The organism is Actinocrinis sp. (assembly GCF_035650855.1).
In the GTDB taxonomy this organism is placed as follows: Bacteria; Actinomycetota; Actinomycetes; order Streptomycetales; family Catenulisporaceae; genus Actinocrinis.
Genome location: NZ_DASRGV010000315.1, coordinates 36,644 through 52,209 on the forward strand (window position 1 = coordinate 36,644; position 15,566 = coordinate 52,209).

General features: G+C 70.3%; 15 protein-coding genes. 12 read left to right on the plus strand and 3 right to left on the minus strand.

Features of this window, described 5'->3' with window-relative positions; translation table 11 throughout:
• Position 1 precedes the first annotated feature (1 nt).
• The 8 genes from VFB40_RS22385 to VFB40_RS22420 all read left to right on the plus strand — a co-directional run bounded on the left by VFB40_RS22385 (position 2) and on the right by VFB40_RS22420 (position 8,896).
• Complete coding sequence (locus tag VFB40_RS22385) at positions 2–685, plus strand: GAF domain-containing protein (RefSeq protein ID WP_324853786.1); 684 nt, start codon at positions 2–4, stop codon at positions 683–685.
• Between the two features lie 4 nt (positions 686–689).
• A complete protein-coding gene (locus VFB40_RS22390) occupies positions 690–1,919 on the plus strand; it encodes a cytochrome P450 (RefSeq protein WP_324853788.1) in 1,230 nt (409 codons plus the stop codon).
• Complete coding sequence (locus VFB40_RS22395) at positions 1,916–2,245, plus strand: acyl carrier protein (RefSeq protein ID WP_324853790.1); 330 nt, start codon at positions 1,916–1,918, stop codon at positions 2,243–2,245. The genes VFB40_RS22390 and VFB40_RS22395 overlap by 4 nt, the downstream gene beginning before the upstream one ends.
• Positions 2,242–3,930 (plus strand): amino acid adenylation domain-containing protein, encoded by a 1,689-nt coding sequence (locus VFB40_RS22400; RefSeq protein ID WP_324853792.1) that lies wholly within the window; start codon positions 2,242–2,244, stop codon positions 3,928–3,930. The genes VFB40_RS22395 and VFB40_RS22400 overlap by 4 nt, the downstream gene beginning before the upstream one ends.
• The gene (locus VFB40_RS22405; RefSeq protein ID WP_324853794.1) at positions 3,927–5,093 is read left to right on the plus strand and encodes a LeuA family protein; all 1,167 of its coding nucleotides are present in this window, start codon (positions 3,927–3,929) and stop codon (positions 5,091–5,093) included. Before VFB40_RS22400 ends, VFB40_RS22405 begins: the two co-directional genes overlap by 4 nt.
• A complete protein-coding gene (locus tag VFB40_RS22410) occupies positions 5,090–6,277 on the plus strand; it encodes a cobalamin-independent methionine synthase II family protein (protein ID WP_324853796.1) in 1,188 nt (395 codons plus the stop codon). Before VFB40_RS22405 ends, VFB40_RS22410 begins: the two co-directional genes overlap by 4 nt.
• Complete coding sequence (locus tag VFB40_RS22415) at positions 6,278–7,420, plus strand: acyl-CoA dehydrogenase family protein (RefSeq protein ID WP_324853798.1); 1,143 nt, start codon at positions 6,278–6,280, stop codon at positions 7,418–7,420.
• 363 nt (positions 7,421–7,783) lie between these two features.
• A complete protein-coding gene (locus VFB40_RS22420) occupies positions 7,784–8,896 on the plus strand; it encodes a cellulose binding domain-containing protein (protein ID WP_324853800.1) in 1,113 nt (370 codons plus the stop codon).
• A gap of 73 nt (positions 8,897–8,969) precedes the next feature.
• On the opposite strand, the gene VFB40_RS22425 is transcribed toward VFB40_RS22420, so the two are convergent.
• Positions 8,970–10,346 (minus strand): alpha/beta fold hydrolase, encoded by a 1,377-nt coding sequence (locus VFB40_RS22425; protein ID WP_324853802.1) that lies wholly within the window; start codon positions 10,344–10,346, stop codon positions 8,970–8,972.
• Between the two features lie 173 nt (positions 10,347–10,519).
• Here VFB40_RS22425 and VFB40_RS22430 point away from each other — a divergent pair, with 173 nt between their 5' ends.
• The 3 genes from VFB40_RS22430 to VFB40_RS22440 are packed head-to-tail and all read left to right on the plus strand — an operon-like array spanning position 10,520 to position 12,070.
• On the plus strand, positions 10,520–10,882 hold the full coding sequence (locus tag VFB40_RS22430) for an ArsR/SmtB family transcription factor (protein WP_324853804.1): 363 nt from the start codon (positions 10,520–10,522) through the stop codon (positions 10,880–10,882).
• On the plus strand, positions 10,866–11,405 hold the full coding sequence (locus VFB40_RS22435) for an SRPBCC family protein (protein WP_324853806.1): 540 nt from the start codon (positions 10,866–10,868) through the stop codon (positions 11,403–11,405). The genes VFB40_RS22430 and VFB40_RS22435 overlap by 17 nt, the downstream gene beginning before the upstream one ends.
• Positions 11,405–12,070, plus strand: a complete 666-nt coding sequence (locus VFB40_RS22440) for a dihydrofolate reductase family protein (RefSeq protein ID WP_324853808.1) — start codon at positions 11,405–11,407, stop codon at positions 12,068–12,070. Before VFB40_RS22435 ends, VFB40_RS22440 begins: the two co-directional genes overlap by 1 nt.
• A gap of 48 nt (positions 12,071–12,118) precedes the next feature.
• Here the strand turns inward: VFB40_RS22440 and VFB40_RS22445 are convergent, their stop codons facing one another.
• Entirely contained in the window at positions 12,119–12,943 is an 825-nt protein-coding gene (locus tag VFB40_RS22445; RefSeq protein ID WP_324853810.1) for a PaaX family transcriptional regulator, read from the minus strand.
• A 350-nt stretch (positions 12,944–13,293) separates the two neighbouring features.
• Between VFB40_RS22445 and VFB40_RS22450 the strand changes: the two genes are divergently transcribed.
• Positions 13,294–14,856 carry an endo-1,4-beta-xylanase gene (locus VFB40_RS22450; RefSeq protein WP_324853812.1) on the plus strand — a complete coding sequence of 521 codons (1,563 nt, stop codon included), beginning with the start codon at positions 13,294–13,296 and terminating at the stop codon, positions 14,854–14,856.
• Positions 14,857–14,919: 63 nt separating this feature from the next.
• Here the strand turns inward: VFB40_RS22450 and VFB40_RS22455 are convergent, their stop codons facing one another.
• On the minus strand, positions 14,920–15,516 hold the full coding sequence (locus VFB40_RS22455) for a TetR/AcrR family transcriptional regulator (RefSeq protein WP_324853814.1): 597 nt from the start codon (positions 15,514–15,516) through the stop codon (positions 14,920–14,922).
• Between the last annotated feature and the right edge of the window lie 50 nt (positions 15,517–15,566).

A 15,566-nucleotide genomic window follows, 5' to 3' on the forward strand; every position in this document is an offset into this window, starting at 1 on the left:
GATGACCACCGCCACCTCACGGCCCACCAGTGCGCGCTCCGCGGACTCCTGGGGCGTCACGCTGGACTACATCCTGGGCAAGAAGCGCGCCGAGGAGGCACTCGGCTTCCTGATCGCCTGCGGCGGCGCGCTCGAAGCGGCCGCGAGCCACGTCGAGGCGGTGCAGAGCGTGCTGGCGCTCAGCGTCCCGTACTTGGCGGACTGGGCCGGCGCGGACTTCGAGCCGGCGCCCGGCCTGGCGCGGGACCCGGTGCGGCGCAGCCGGACCGTGGCGGACTGCGCGCCCGAACTGCTTGAGCCGCTCGCCGCCGCGCTGGCCGAGCGGACTCGCAGCGCGTCGCCCGCCGATCAGGCGACGCTGCTGCTGACCGCGGAGAGCGGGGAACTGCACGGCGTCGCCGCGGACCCTGGCAGCGGTGAGCCCGTCGCCACGAAAACGGATCCGCAGCTCGCCGGCATGGCGGCCACAGCAGGGGTCGCGTCCGCGCTCGCGGTGCCGCTGCGCCGATTCGACCGGCAACTGGGAACCCTGATACTGCTGCGCGCGGCCAACCGCCCGGACGCGCAATTCGAGGCCGGCCCCGTCGAGTTGGCGGTGGAGGTCGCGCGGCGGCTGTCCTGGGTCACCGACGCGTTCGCCGCACGCGCCGCCGGGCCGGCCGCTGCTTCTCTCGTCTCGGGGTGAGTCCATGGGCAGTGCGGCCCTCGACGCTCTTAGGCGCCTCGATCCGGACGGTCTGATCGACTTCGGTGCCGAGCAGTTCCAGACCGATCCATGGCCGGTCTACCGCGAACTGCGGCGCAGCGACCCGGTGCACTGGATCGCCGCGAACCGCATGTTCTTCGTCCTGAAATACGAGGACGTCGCGCACGCCCTCACCGATGACCGGTTGGCGACGGACTTCCCGGTGCGCGCGAGCCGCCGGATCTTCGGGTCGACGATGCTGGACGCGGACGGCGCCGGGCACCGCGCGCTGCGGCAGGGCTTCGGCGCCCTGTTCAGCGCCAAGGCCGTCGGCGGCTACGGCGCGCAACTCATCGCCGAAGCCGTCGAGGCGACCCTCGCGCCGCTTGCCGGCTGCACGAACATCGACTTCGCGCAGCACGTCGCCGCGCGGCTGCCCTACGAGGTGACCACCCGGCTGCTCGGCGTCCCGCCCCAGGACGGCCCCTGGCTGCGCGAGCACGTGCGCGCCGTGGCTCGGGGACTCGACTTCCCTGGCGGCCCACTCTCTGAGGCACAGGCCGCGGAATCAGTCCTTTGCGATTATCTCCGGGACGCGGCGCGGCACAGTACGCGCGCGGCAGGCTCCGCCGTGCCGAGTCTGCTTGACCTGCTCGTACGACGCGCCGGCTCACCGGACGACCCGCGATTCGGCGGAACGGCGGTGCTCTTCCTGCTGGCCGGCACCGAAACCAGCGAGGCGGCGCTGTGCACGATGATGCTGGCGCTGCTCTCGCAGCCCGGTCCGGACACGGTTGTCGACTGGTCGGACGGCGATGCCGTGGCGGCGGGAATCCGGGAGGCGCTGCGCTGGGAGCCGCCCACTCAGAGCATCCTGCGATACGCGACGGACGACCTGACGATCCGCGGCGTGCACATTCCGCGGCGCAGCGCCGTGCTGCTCTCGCTGGCCTCGGCGAACCGCGACGAAGAGGTCTTCGACGAGCCGGACCGCTGGTGGCCCGCACGTCCCGCGCGCCGTTCGCTGACCTTCGGCGCCGGCCCGCACACCTGCCTCGGCATCCATCTGGCCTATGCCGAGTTCGAGGCTCTCGCCGCCGCGCTGGGGCGGCGCTTCACCGACATCGCCCTGGACGGGCCGGCTGCGCCGCTGCGCGGCCACGGCTTCAGGCGGCCGGTGCGGCTCGACCTGCGCTGGCGGCAACGCCGCCGACAAGGAGGACCAAGATCGTGACGGACAGCACAGTGTCTACCAAGGCAGCGTCGCACGACACAGCATCAAACATCACCGCGCCCACCGCACCGCCGTCCGACGGGCGCATCGAGCAGCTGCGCGAGTGGCTGGAGCAGCGGTACCCGGACGCGGAACTCGACGAGGACAGCGACCTGACCGACGGGGTCGTCGAGGACTCACTCGCTTTTGTGGAACTGCTCGTCCTCGTGGAGGACCTGCGGGGCACGCCGATCCCGGCGGCGGACGTCGACCTGGAGAACTTCCGCACGCTGCGCATCATCGCCGCCCGGTTCTTCGACGCGGCGGCCGCGGGAGACGGCCAGTGAGCGCGTTCACGCTCGCGGCCGGCGCTCGCCCCGCCACCGCCTCCTCCCCCGCCCTCGCGGACGGCGCGCGCGCTTGGCAGCCGGGATACCCGCGGGAATGGGAGCCGGTGCTCGTCGGGAGATTCCTGCTGCGCCACGCGCGATCGCGGCCCGATGCCACCGCGATCATCTCGCACGGCGTCAGTCATACCTACGCAGAACTCGAACATTCCGCCACGCGGTGGCGCGAGCGCCTGGCTGCCCTGGGCCTGCGACACGGCGACGCGGTCGCGGCGCTGATGGAGCCGGGATTCGAGTCGGTCAGCCTGCTGATCGCGTGCGGCGAGCTTGGCTGTGTCTTCGTCCCCTTCAACGCGGACCTGCCCGAGGCCCGCGTAGTGGGTATCTGCCGCCAGATCGACGCGAAGCTGCTGGTGCTCGGCCCAGGGGCGCAACTGCGCGCAGAGCGTGCAGCGCGCATCACGGACCGGTGGGCGGTGACCCAGGGCTCGGATGCAGAGACTCACGGCGGGCCGGTCGCCGGTCCCGGGCCGCACCGCAAGGTGCTGGAAAGCGACATCGCGTACATCATCTTCACCTCCGGAAGCACCGGCACGCCCAAAGGCGTGGTGATGAGCCATCGCGCCGCCGTCGTGGCCTTCCGCGCCATCGCAGCAGCCTGCGACGTGCGCGGCCGGCTCGGCTCGGTCGCTCCGCTCGGCTTCGACCTGAGCCTGCTCGACACGGCAGCCGCCCTCGGCGTCGGCGCCACGATCGTCTACGTCCCGCGTCAGGTCGCGTTGCATCCCCGTCGCCTGTTTGACGAGCTGGCCGCGCAGCGCATCCGGCAGATGCACAGCGTGCCCACCCTCTGGTCGATGATGCTCAAGCACTGCGGCGATCGGCTCGGCGAGCTCAGGGACCTGCAACGCATCGTCGTCGGCGGCGAGGAGCTGACCGTCGCGACCGTCAACGCGTTGCGCGCGCGGCTACCGGCTCTCGAAGTCGTGAACCTCTACGGGCAGACCGAGTCGATCTGCTGCGCGTTCTATCCGGTGCCCAATCCGGTGCCGGCGGGCTGGGCGTCGATCCCGATCGGGACAGCGTATCCGGGTGCTGAGATGCTGCTTTTCGACGAGCGCGGCGACCGGGTGACGGCCGAGGGAGCGCCCGGCGAGATCTACTTGCGCGCGGCGAGCATGTTCCAGGGGTACTGGCGCGATGCCGAGACGACCGGCCGGGTCCTGGTGCCCGATCCGGAACGGCCGGACTCCGGCGAGCGGCTGCTGCGAACCGGCGATCTGGCCGTCCTCGGCCCCGGCGGGCTCGCGTTCGCCGGCCGCCTCGACCACCAGGTGCAGGTCCACGGCAACCGGGTGGAGCTCGAGGAGATCGAACGCTGTCTCGCCCGCGCGCACGGCGTGCGCGTCGCAGGGGTCACCGACGTGCGCGAGGGAGACAGCCATTTGATCGTCGCCTTCGTCGTCGTGGACGACCCCGGCGCCGCCGACTCGGCGGGGCTGCGCGAGCACTGCCGCGCGGATCTGCCGCCGTACATGGTGCCCGCGCGGTTCGTCTTCGCCGAGGCGCTTCCCGAGTCCGCGTCCGGGAAGGTGGACCGAAAGGCGCTCGGCACGTTGTGGTCGACACACACTCACGGGCCGACGCGTTCTGCTGACGATCGCACCGTGCCGGTGGCCCGATGAACGACCCCGGCCAGCGCCAGGTCGCTCTCTACGACACCACGTTGCGCGAGGGTGGCCAGGCTCCCGAGGTGAATTTGGACGCGCAGGCCAAGGTGCGGCTCGCCCGCGCCCTCGTCGCGACGGGCGCGGACGCGATCGAGGCCGGTTATCCGATGACCTCGCCGGGCGAATTCGAGGCCGTACACGCGGTGGCCGGCGAGGTCGGCGGCTCGGTCATCGTGGCGGCGCTGGCCAGGGCCAACCGGATCGACGTCATGCGCGCCAACGCCGCTCTGGCCGGAGCGGCGCGGCCGCGCATCACCGTGTTCGTACAGGTCTCCGAGGTCCAGGCGCGTGCGGCCGGTCTGACGCTCGACCAGATGGCGCAGCGCGCCCGCGAATCCGTGGCCCGGGCCCGTGACCTGGTCGCCGACGTGCAGCTGTCGCTCGGCGACGTTCCGCGGGCGCAGCCCGGGTTCGTCGCCGAGCTCGCGCGCGCCGCGGCGGAGGCCGGAGCGGGCACGATCTCGCTGGTGGACAGCGCCGGAGTGGCCACGCCGGAGGAGATCGGGCGGGCCGTGGCCGGGGTGCGGGAGGCCCTGGCCGGCCTGCCGGCCAGCGTGTCAGTCCACTGCCACGACGACCTCGGGCTGGCCACCGCGAACGCGTTCGCCGGAGTGCTCGCCGGCGCCGATCAAGTCGAGTGCTCGGTCAACGGGGTCGGCGAGCGGGCCGGGAACACGGCGCTGGAGGAAATCGCGGTGCTGCTGCGGGTCAAGGGTCCGGCTCACGGAGTCGATTGCGCGGTGCGTCCAGCCGAGCTCGCCTCGGCCAGCGCGATCGTCGAACTGGCCACCGGGTATTCGGTCTCCTGGAACAAGGCCGTGGTCGGCCGGCACGCCTTCGTGCACAGCGCCGGAGTCCATCAGGACGCGGTGTTGGCGGACGATTCGAGCTACGGCGCGCTCGGCTCGGTGTTCGGCGCCGCCCCGGGCCTGGCCCTGGGCAAGCACACGAGCCTGGCTGGACTGCGCGCCGCTCTGGTCGCCTCCGGCGCGTCGCCGACCACTCGCGAACTGGCCGACATGTACCGACGCCTCAAGGAACTCGCCGACGCCGGGCGAAGCCCGCTCACCCTCGCCGACCTTCTCCCGGCGGCCGAATCCGGCAGGAGTGGGCGATGAGCGCGATCGCGACCACGCATGTCGGCAGCTTGGTGCGGCCGACCGAGCTGCGGCCCTTTCTGCTCGCCAGGCATCATCGGACCCCCTATGACGAGGCGGAGTTCGAGCGGGTGCTCGCGCAATGCGTCGATGACGCGGTGCGCGACCAGGTGGCCGCCGGCGTCGACATCGTCTCGGACGGCGAGTTCGGCAAGACGCTGACCTGGGCGACGTATATCAGGGAACGACTCGACGGTTTCGAGGAGCGGCCACTCGGGGACGGCGAGCCCGAGCCGCAGCGCTTCGGTTTGGACCGCCGCGCATTCCCGGAGTTCTTCGCGGAGTACGACCGCGTCCAGTTCCCGGAAGGCCAACCCGAGCGGGGCCTGGAATGGGTGTGCACCGGACCGATCCGCTATCGCGGACAACGGGAGCTGCGCCGCGACATCGCCAATCTGCGCGCGGCGGCGGAACGACACGGAGCGCGCGGCGCATTCCTGCCGGTCGTGGCGCCGGGGAGCGTGATGCCAGTACGCCGCGACGAGTTCTACGGCACGGAGCGCGAGTTCGCGCTGGCCGTCGCCGATGCCCTGCGCGTCGAGTACACCGAGATCGTGAACGCCGGCCTGTACGTGCAGATCGATGACGCGTACCTGACCATGATGCACGACTCGATGGTGCACGCGCCGAATGCGGGCCCTGAGACCGCGCGCGAGTTCCGCGAGTGGGCCGAGCTGCGTATCAGTTCCCTCAACCGTGCGCTGGAAGGCGTTCCGCCGGAACGCGTGCGCTATCACGTGTGCTGGGGAAGCTGGAACGGGCCGCACACCGGCGACGTGCCCCTGCGCGAGATCTTGGACTTAATCCTCCAGGTGAACGCCGGTTCCTACGCCATCGAGCAGGCCAATCCGCGGCACGAGCACGAGTGGGCGGTGTGGGAGGACGTCGCCCTCCCGGAAGGCAAGCGGCTGATTCCCGGAGTGATCAGCCACGCGACCAACATCGTCGAACATCCGGACCTGGTCGCGGAACGCTTGCTGCGCAACGCGCGCCTCGTCGGATCCGATCGCATCGACGCGGGCACGGACTGCGGATTCGCGCAGACCCCGTTCAGTGCCCGAGTGCACCCGTCGATCATGTGGGCGAAGCTTCGCGCGCTCGCGGAAGGCGCCCGGATCGCCTCCAAAACGCTGGGGCTGGCATAGATGAGCACTCAAGACACTGAGGCGGAACAGCACAAGACGCGCCTGCGGGTACGCGAAGTGCTTGAGCGCGAGGTACTGCCCTTTGCCGAGCAGTGGGAGGATCAGGGCTATATCGACCGCAGCGGCTGGATCTCCCTCGCCGAAGCCGGATTATTCGCGCTGCCGCACGCAGGACCGGGATTCCTTGACAGCGCGGTGTTCCTCGAAGAGCTCGGCCGCACAGGCTACGCCGGAATCCGAGCCGCTATCGGCGTGCACGCATATATGGCCCCTTCATATCTGATCAAGTTCGGATCGGCGCGGCAACAGGAGAGCTATCTGCCCGCGATCCGCCGAGCGGAGCGCATCGCCGCCCTCGCGTTGAGCGAGGAAGGCGCCGGCACCGACCTGGGCTCCGTGCGCACGCGCGCCGAACCCGACGAGAACGGCGGCTACCTGCTGTCCGGCCGCAAGCTGCACGTCGCCAACGGCTCGCAAGCCGGACTCATCATCACCCTCGCCCGCGTCGGACCGGCGGACAGCGACGCTGAACAGCAACGGGGCCTGTCTCGCCTAGCCCTTTTCGCCGTCGACGCGAGGGCGCGCGGCGTGGCCGCGACCCCCGAGCCGATGCTGGGATGGCGCACCGCGGACGTGTGCACGGTCGACTTCGACAACGTCCGCCTCCCGGGCGACGCGGTCATCGGAAAGCCCGGCCGGACGTTGATCTATCTCGCGCAGGCGCTGGAATTCGAGCGCTTAGTCGCCGGGCTGCTGGCGGTGGGCGGCACGGCGTTCTGCGTGTCGCTGCTCGACGAGTTCGCGCGCAGCCATCGGATCAACGGCGCCGCGCTCAGCGCGAACCAGGCCGTCCGGCACCGCGTCGCCGATCTGTCCGCCGACCTCGCGCTGGTCGAGCAGTACGGCCGCTACGCCGCGCAACAGCACGCCCTGGGCCGTCTCGACGCGCGCGTCGCGTCCATCCTCAAGCTCAAAGCGACCGAGCTAGCCGTCACGGCCGCGCAAGCCTGCATGCAATTCCACGGCGCGAGAGGATACGCGGCCGACAGCGCGGCTGCTCGCGTATTCCTGGACGCGGCCGCGGGAACGATCGCCGCCGGCCCGAGCGAGCTGATGCGCGAGCTCATCTTCGAGTCCCGCTGATCCGAGCCCCGCTGACTCGAGTCCCGCCGACTCGTCGAAGGGATCGAACAACCGTCGAAGCGCTTGCTTTCATTTCGACAGGCTCGTTCCCACCGCTCAGCCGTCGTGGATCAAGGCTCTGCCAGCGGTTCTTTCGCTGCGCCGTGCAGCCCCGTCGATCTCGCATTTCCTTCTGGACAGCGTGAATCGCCGCCGGTATCCCTGAGTCGAAGCGCTTCGATGCCGCGGCTGGATGCGACGCCTCTGCGCGGTACCGCGCCGAACGACCCACAGAGAAAGAGGACACCCACGATGTCAGAATCCGAAGGGCGCGCTGCGCGGCGCAGTGCACCGCGCAGTGCCGCATTCCGCAAACGAAGCCGAATGGCCGCCGCGACCGCGGCAGTGCTCGTCACCACCGCGGTCGCCGGGCTGGCCGTCGCCCAATCCGCCAGCGCCGCGAGCGGATGCCAGGTCTCGTATACCGCCAACTCGTGGCCGGGCGGCTTCACCGCGAGCATCTCGATCACGAACCTCGGCTCGCCGCTCACCAGCTGGACGCTCGGCTTCACCCTGCCGGGCAACGAGAGCGTCACGCAGGGCTGGAGCGCCGGCTTCAGCCAGTCCGGCCAGAACGTGACCGCCGCCAACGCCTCCTACAACGGCTCGCTGGGCACGAACGCGAGCACCAGCATCGGATTCAACGGCAGCTATACCGGCTCCAGCTTCCCGGGCAACCCGACCTCGTTCACGCTCAACGGCACGACGTGCACCGGCGCGGTCGCCACCGGCTCGCCGACGCGCACCTCCACGCCCACGCCCACGCCCACCCCGACACCGACGCCCACTCCGACGCCGACCTCGTCCGGGTCCTCCGGCTACCTCTACGAGGACTCCGGCCAGTGGGCGCAGTACTCCATCGGCGGCTACACCATCTACAACGACGAGTGGGGCAGCGACCACGGCGCCCAGACGCTCTGGGTGAAGTCCGCGACCAACTGGGGCGTCTTCTCCACCCAGCCGAGCACGTCGGGCGTCAAGTCCTACGCGAACATCAGCAAGAGCGTCGGCGTCGCCCTCAACTCGCTCTCGTCGGCGAGCAGCAGCTTCAACGAGACCAATCCGAGCGGCGGCAACTGGGAGTCCGCCTACGACGTGTGGCTCAACGGCTCCGGCATCGAGGTCATGGTCTGGACCGACGTGAGCGGCAACGTCGGCCCGCTCGGCTCGTCGGTGGGCACCCTGACCCTCGACGGCAACACCTGGACCCTCTACGCCGGCAACAACGGCTCCAACCCCACCTACTCGTTCGTGCGCAGCGGAAACGAGAGCTCGGGCACGGTCAACCTGCTCGACCTGCTGAAGTACCTGGAGAACACGAAGGGCTACTTCTCCAACCCGACGCTCTCGACCATCCAGTACGGCTGGGAGATCAGCGGCACGAACAACACGCAGGAGAACTTCACCATCAACAGCTACTCGGCCAGCGCCTCCTGACGCACGCCGCGATCGGGGGGAGCGGATCCAACCCTCCGCTCCCCCCGATCAGCGTTCTGCCAACCGGTCGCGGTCAGCGGCTCGGATGCGGCTCAGGGTTCTGCACGAGCAGGCGGGCCGGGCGGTAGCGGACGAACGCGGCGCCGTCGAGGTTCAGCGCCGTGGCGGCGGCCTGCAGGTTCGCGGCGGTGGTGCTGGCGCCCCAGTGCCCGTCGGCGGCCCGCTGGCTCACCGTGTCGAGCGCGGCGACGATCTCGGCGGTGGTGAAGTTGCAGTGGCCTTGGCGGGCGACGAACGCCTGGCGCAGCAGGGCGCTGTCGCCGGCGGCGCGGACCTTCTGGGCGAACGCGCTTTCCTGCTCGACCGGGACGAGCTGGTCGGAGGTGGTGTGCACGTCGAGCAGCGGCACGCCCAGGTGTCCGCTGTTGGTCGAGGTGGCCCGCATCGCGGCCAGCGAGCCGGGCTCGGCGGTGTAGTGCGCGCCGCGGGTGAGCGCCGTGAGATCCGCGTCGAGATCCAACCCGGCCTGCCGATACAGGGCGCGTACCTGCTCGTAGTGGGCTGATCCGCGCAGCAGCGCGGCGTAGTCGAGCCCTGCGTTCCAGCTGCTGTCCCCGCCCGCCGCCAGCTCGATGTAGTAGCGGCCGAACTCGATGAACTGCAGCTGGCCGGAGGTGAGCCAGGTGTACTCCTGCGCTTCCTGCCCGGCGTAGTCGCGCGGGGCGGGGGCGCCGGCACCGGGCGCCCAGTCCGATTCGTTGAGCAGCGCCGAGGCTAGCGCGATACGGGCACGTCCAGAAGCGTTCGACTGCGCCTGCGTGATCGCGGTGACCATCTGCGTGGCGGCCGCGGCGCCCGCGTCCGGGGATGCGTAGTCGCGGATCGGGATGCCGGAGGCGCCGGGCAGCAGCGTCGTGATCGCGTACTCGGCGTTGAGCTGATAGTTGTTCAGGTCCACGCCGCCGGCGACCAGGCCACACAGGTTGAGCGCGGCGTTGATCCGCCCGGCGCCGTCCTGGGCGATCTGGCTGTTGATCAGGCCGCCCATGGATTCGCCGACCGCGAGGACCCGCTTGGGCGCGCCGAGCAGCCGCGAGGCGGCGGTGAGGGTGGCGAACTGGTCGCGTTCGGCGCTGGCCAGGGCCCACCAGGAGCCGTTCGGGTCGTAGGAGGACCCGGCCAGCGCATAGCCCTGATTCAGCAGCGCGTCGGCGCTGGCCTGGCTCGGCGCGTCGGCGGCGGTCAGCGGGCCGAAGCCGTGGCTGAACAGGATCAGGGTGCCGTTCCAGTGCGCCGGGGTGTCGGCGATCCAGGTCGCACCGTCGGCCAGGGTGCCGGTGTAGTGCCCGGCGGGCACCGCGGCGGGAGTCACGGCCGCGCTGGCGGCGCCGGCTCCGGCCGCGAGGGTGAGGCAGAGGGTGGTGAAGAGTGCGGGCATGCGTCGTTGCATGGAAACGCCTTCCTGAGGCGAACAGGGGCACTGCGCCATGGCGGCGGAACGACGTGAATGTACGGCAGAATTTTTGTTGCGGTCAAGAGATTGCCGAATATTGCGGGCCATACCCGTCGCGGGTCGGCGCGGCCGGAGGTTGACGCATTCCGATATAGGCATATGATGGCGCCGTGGCACGAGCGGCGACGACCTCCGACGCGTTCAACGCGATCGCCGAGCCGCAGCGGCGCGAGATCCTGGTGCTGCTGCGGGGCGGCGAGCGGCCGGTGACCGACCTGGCCCGGGATCTGGGGATGACCCAGCCGCAAGCCTCCAAGCACCTGCGGGTGCTGCGCGAGGTCGGGCTGGTGCGCGTCCGTGAGGCGGGCAAGCGGCGGCTGTATGGCCTGGACGCGCGCGGCCTGAGGCCGATCCACGCGTGGGTGGGCGGATTCGAACGGTTCTGGAACGAGAGCTTCGACCGGCTGGACGCATACGTGCAGGAGTTGAAGCAGGCAAGTCAGGAGGCGGCACCGGATGACGGCGAACAGTAACGGCGGCGGGCCCGCGGACACGACCGCGGACCGCGAGATCGTGATCTCCCGGCTGATCGGCGCCCCGCGGGAGCTGGTGTTCGAGGCGTTCACGCGCGTGCGGCACCTGGCGCGGTGGTGGGGGCCAGAGGGCTTCACCACCACGACGCGGTCCTTCGAGTTCCGCGTCGGCGGGACGTGGGACTTCGTGATGCACGGGCCGGACGGCACCGACTACCAGGAGTGGATCACCTACACCGAGATCGTGCCGCCCGAGCGGATCGCGCTGCTGCACGGCGAGTCCCGCGACGACCCCGACGCCTTCGAGTCGGTGCTGACCTTCGAGCCCGTGCCGACCTTCGAGCCGGCCGGTGGGCAGACCCGGATCGTGATGCGCACGGTGTTCCCGACCAAGGAGCTGCGCGCGCAGGCCGTGGAGAAGTACCACGCGATCGAGGGCGGCGAGCAGACCCTGCGCAACCTGGCGCACTACGTCGCCGAACTCGCCTCGAACCGGACCGCACCGAAGGGAGCACAGGACTGATGGCCGGGAAGGTGTTCTTCAGCGTGACGATGTCGCTGGACGGCTTCATGGCGCCGGACGACGCACCCGTCGAGCTCGTCTTCTCGCCCGAGGGCCGCGGCGATCCGCGGGTCCGACGCTGGATGACGAAGTGGTCGGCGCTGCAGTCGTGGGTCTTCCCGCAGCGGTGGTTCCGGGAGAACCTCAAGCTCGGCGAAGGCGGGGAGGAAGGAGTCGACAACGACGTCGTGCGGGCGACCTTCGAGCGCACCGGCGTGAGCGTCCTGGGCAAGCGGATGTTCGACGCCGGCGAGCTGTCCTGGCCGGCGGAGGCACCGTTCCACACCCCGGTGTTCGTCCTCACCCATACCAAGCGTGACCCGTGGGAGCGGCCGGGCGGCACCACGTTCCACTTCGTCAACGACGGCATCGAGAGCGCCCTGGAGCAGGCCCGCGCGGCCGCCGGAGAGCGTGACGTGCGCATCGCCGGCGGAGCCGAGACGATCCAGCAGTACCTGGACGGCGGCCTGATCGACGAGTTCTGCATCACGCTCGCGCCCGTCCTGTTCGGCACCGGCATCCGGCTGTTCGACCGCGTGGACCCCGACCGCCTCGTGCTGGAACAGACCCGCGCGGACGCGTCGTCCCGGGTGACCCACCTGACCTACACCGTCGCGAAGCGCTAGCCCGCGTTCCCGCGGCGTGCGGCGTCGGCCCGTGCCCGCGCAGCTCGCTCAGTCGGCGTCGATGTGGTCCAGCACCTCGGTCGCCAGCCGGGCCGCGGGTTCGTCGAAGCGCCCGGCCAAGGTGTAGAAGAGCTCTTCGGCACGCGCGGCAGGCCAGTGCGCGGGCAGATGCTCGGCGGGAAGATGCGGATCCTGACGCACCAGGTTCAGCCACTCGGTGTGCAGCAGGAGTTGGCGCGCGAGCGGATCGTCGGCGCCCGGCAGCAGCGCGTCGGCGCGTTCCCATCGCGCCCGGAAGGCCTGGTACCGCTCGGCGATGCCCGGAAGGTCGAAGGCTGCTTCGATCAGCGCGACGGCCTCGGTGGGCTTGGCCGACTGCCCGTGGAAGACGCGCAGGTACGCATCAAGGCCCAGATCCGCGACCAGCGAGGCCACGTCCACTCGCCCGGCCGCGATCCACATGCCGTTCTGCACCGGCCCGAAGCCGCCCCACACCAGCCGGGAGCGCAGATCGTGCCGCTCGCTCGCCCAGGCCTCCGGCAGCGAGAAGCCGACGACCGTCCACGTGCCGTCCCAGGCGCGGTTGACGGCGCCGACCCGCCACACGCGGTCGTGACCGTCCTGCAGCACGCCGGTCGCGCGCGGCGTGAGGCCGAAATAGGCCTTGCGGCCACGCCGGTGGCGCTCCAGCAGTCCCCGGCTGACCATGCGCGCGAGCGTCGTGCGCACCGCGTCCTCGCCGACCCCGACGCGTCCCAGCACATTGATAACGCTGCCGGAGGACACGGCACCGCCGCGCTTCAGCATGTGCACGGCGAAGAACGTGAGCATCAACGACTGCGGTCGGTGCGCGGGCTGCTCGGCGTCTGACACGACAAGAGCCTAACCCGCTGGATGCGCGGTCGATCCCAGAGGACGAATCTTGCGTGACAAGCTTCGAAAATGAGCGCCAGGCGAAGCGCACCGCCCCGTTGACCGGTAGATCAAGCGGTCGGCAACCGGCCGGTCCGAAGTAAGTTTCACTTCGCATCTTCGGCCTGCGCCCTCTCCACACCGGCTGAGCACTCAGGGCCGAAATGTTGCGGGAGCCGCCATTGAGATTTCGGGGGCGCTTTGGCACGCTCACCGCGACATTAAGCAGCCGGGATCGGTCGGGCCGTCCGGGTCACTTCGCGTCGGCTTGCGCCCGAGCACACTGTTAGCGCTCTCAAAGGAATGAACCTATGGATATCGACACTGGCGCCGATATCAGCGCCGGACGTAGGCGGCCCGGGCCGTCTGGCCGCCGCCGACTGCGCGCGGCCATGGCCGCCGGCACGGTGGCGTTCGTCGCCGCGGCGACCGGCGTCGTGGTGCTCACCGGCACGGCCAACGCGGCCAGCACGCTGCGCGCGGCGGCCGAGGCGGACGGGCGCTACTTCGGCGCCGCGGTCGGGCAGGGCGACCTGGGCAACTCCTCGGCCACCAACCTGGCCGCCACCCAGTTCGACATGGTGACCCCCGAGAACGAGATGAAGTGGGACACCATCGAGCCGTCCAACGGCTCCTACAACTTCGGCCCTGGCGACAACATCGTCAACTTCGCCACCTCGCACAACGAGCGGATGCGCGGGCACAACCTGGTCTGGCACTCCCAGCTGCCCGGCTGGGTCACCAGCCTGCCGCTCAACCAGGTGCAGAGCGCGATGGAAAGCCACATCACCACCGAGGTCACCCACTACAAGGGCAAGATCTACGCCTGGGACGTGGTCAACGAACCCTTCAACGACGACGGCAGCTACCGCCAGGACGTCTTCTACAACGCCTTCGGCGGCGGCGAGCAGTACATCGCCGACGCCATCAAGACCGCGCACGCCGCCGACCCCAACGCAAAGCTCTACATCAACGACTACAACATCGAGGGCACCGGCTCCAAGAGCAACGCGATGTACACCCTTGCGCAGCAGCTGCTGCAGCAGGGCGTCCCGCTCAGCGGCATCGGCTTCGAGAGCCACTTCATCGTCGGGCAGGTCCCGAGCAGCCTGGCCTCCAACATGGCCCGCTTCACCGCCCTGGGCCTCGACGTGGCGATCACCGAGCTGGACGACCGCATGCCCACCCCGGCCAGCAGCGCGAACCTGCAGCAGCAGGCCACTGACGACGCCAACATCGTCAAGACCTGCCTGAACAACGCGCACTGCCCCGGCGTCACCCAGTGGAACCTCAGCGACGCCGACTCCTGGGTCCCCGGCACCTTCTCCGGCCAGGGCGCGGCCACCCTGTTCGACAGCAACTGGCAGCCCAAGCCGGCGTACACCTCCGTGCTCAACGCCCTGAACGCAGGCGGGGTCATGCCGAGCAACTCGGCGTCCGGCTCGCCGTCGTCCAGTCCGTCCAGCTCGCCGTCGGGCAGCCCGTCAAGCAGCCCGTCGAGTTCGCCCTCCGCCAGCCCGTCCAGCTCCCCCTCGGCGAGCGCGTCGAGCGGCGGCGGCAGCTGCCGGGTCGGCTACGCGGTCTCGAGCCAGTGGCCGGGCGGGTTCGGGGTGAACGTGACGATCACCAACCTGGGCGCGCCGGTCAGCAGCTGGAAGCTGAGCTGGTCGTTCACCGGCGGGCAGACCATCACCCAGCTGTGGAACGGTACTTACACCCAGTCCGGCGGCAATGTCACGGTCAGCAACGTCTCCTACAACGGGTCCATCGGAACCGGCGGCAGCACCGCCTTCGGGTTCAACGGATCCTGGAACGGTTCGAACCCGGTACCGACCGGCTTCACCCTCAACGGCAGCGCTTGCTCCACCAGCTGACGTGTAGCAGACGCCTGACTAGCAGACACCTGACGCCCGCGGCCGCCCCGGCAGCCGCGGGCGTCAGCTCTTCGCGGGCCGCCGCAGCCCTTCGAGCAGCAGCTCGATCAATCGCCTGGGATCGTAGCGCGGGTCTGTGTCGCGGCCGACGCACAGGTTCCCGATGCCGCGCATCAGCTCGTACGGCCGTATGTCAGGCCTGATATCGCCGGCGGCGGTGGCGGCGCCGAGCAATTGGAGGCACACCGGTTCCAGGCGGTCCAGGAAGTGGGTGTGCAGCGCGGCGAAGCGGTCGCTGTCGGACTGCAGCGCGTCGGCGAGCCCGTGCTTGGTGACCAGGAAGTCGACGAAGAGGTCGATCCACTGCCGCAGCGCCTCGAACGGGGAATCGGCCTCGGCCAGCAGGCGCGGGCCGGCCTCGGCGCAGGCCTCGACCTGATGCTGGTAAACGGCGGCCACCAGGTCCGCGCGGGTCGGGAAGTGGCGGTAGATCGTGCCCATCCCCACGCCCGCCTTGGCCGCGATCTGCCGGATCGGCGCGTCGACGCCCGAGGCGACGAAGACCTCCGCGGCGGCGGCGAGCAGCGTGCGCTGGTTGCGTACCGCGTCGGCCCGCTTGCCTCGGACCGCCGCCTTCTCAGCGGGGCTCTCGGTGGACAACAGGCTCCTTCCAGCTCCGTGATTCCAGCTCCGTGATTCCAGGCTGTGTC

Bases quoted from the DNA above. Each gene is read 5' to 3' on its own strand.
- VFB40_RS22385 (WP_324853786.1), top strand. From the start codon at position 2: ATGACCACCGCCACCTCACGGCCCACCAGTGCGCGCTCCGCGGACTCC.
- VFB40_RS22390 (WP_324853788.1), top strand. From the start codon at position 690: ATGGGCAGTGCGGCCCTCGACGCTCTTAGGCGCCTCGATCCGGACGGT.
- VFB40_RS22405 (WP_324853794.1), top strand. From the start codon at position 3,927: ATGAACGACCCCGGCCAGCGCCAGGTCGCTCTCTACGACACCACGTTG.
- VFB40_RS22410 (WP_324853796.1), top strand. From the start codon at position 5,090: ATGAGCGCGATCGCGACCACGCATGTCGGCAGCTTGGTGCGGCCGACC.
- VFB40_RS22415 (WP_324853798.1), top strand. From the start codon at position 6,278: ATGAGCACTCAAGACACTGAGGCGGAACAGCACAAGACGCGCCTGCGG.
- VFB40_RS22420 (WP_324853800.1), top strand. From the start codon at position 7,784: ATGGCCGCCGCGACCGCGGCAGTGCTCGTCACCACCGCGGTCGCCGGG.
- VFB40_RS22425 (WP_324853802.1), bottom strand. From the start codon at position 10,346: ATGCAACGACGCATGCCCGCACTCTTCACCACCCTCTGCCTCACCCTC.
- VFB40_RS22435 (WP_324853806.1), top strand. From the start codon at position 10,866: ATGACGGCGAACAGTAACGGCGGCGGGCCCGCGGACACGACCGCGGAC.
- VFB40_RS22440 (WP_324853808.1), top strand. From the start codon at position 11,405: ATGGCCGGGAAGGTGTTCTTCAGCGTGACGATGTCGCTGGACGGCTTC.
- VFB40_RS22450 (WP_324853812.1), top strand. From the start codon at position 13,294: ATGGATATCGACACTGGCGCCGATATCAGCGCCGGACGTAGGCGGCCC.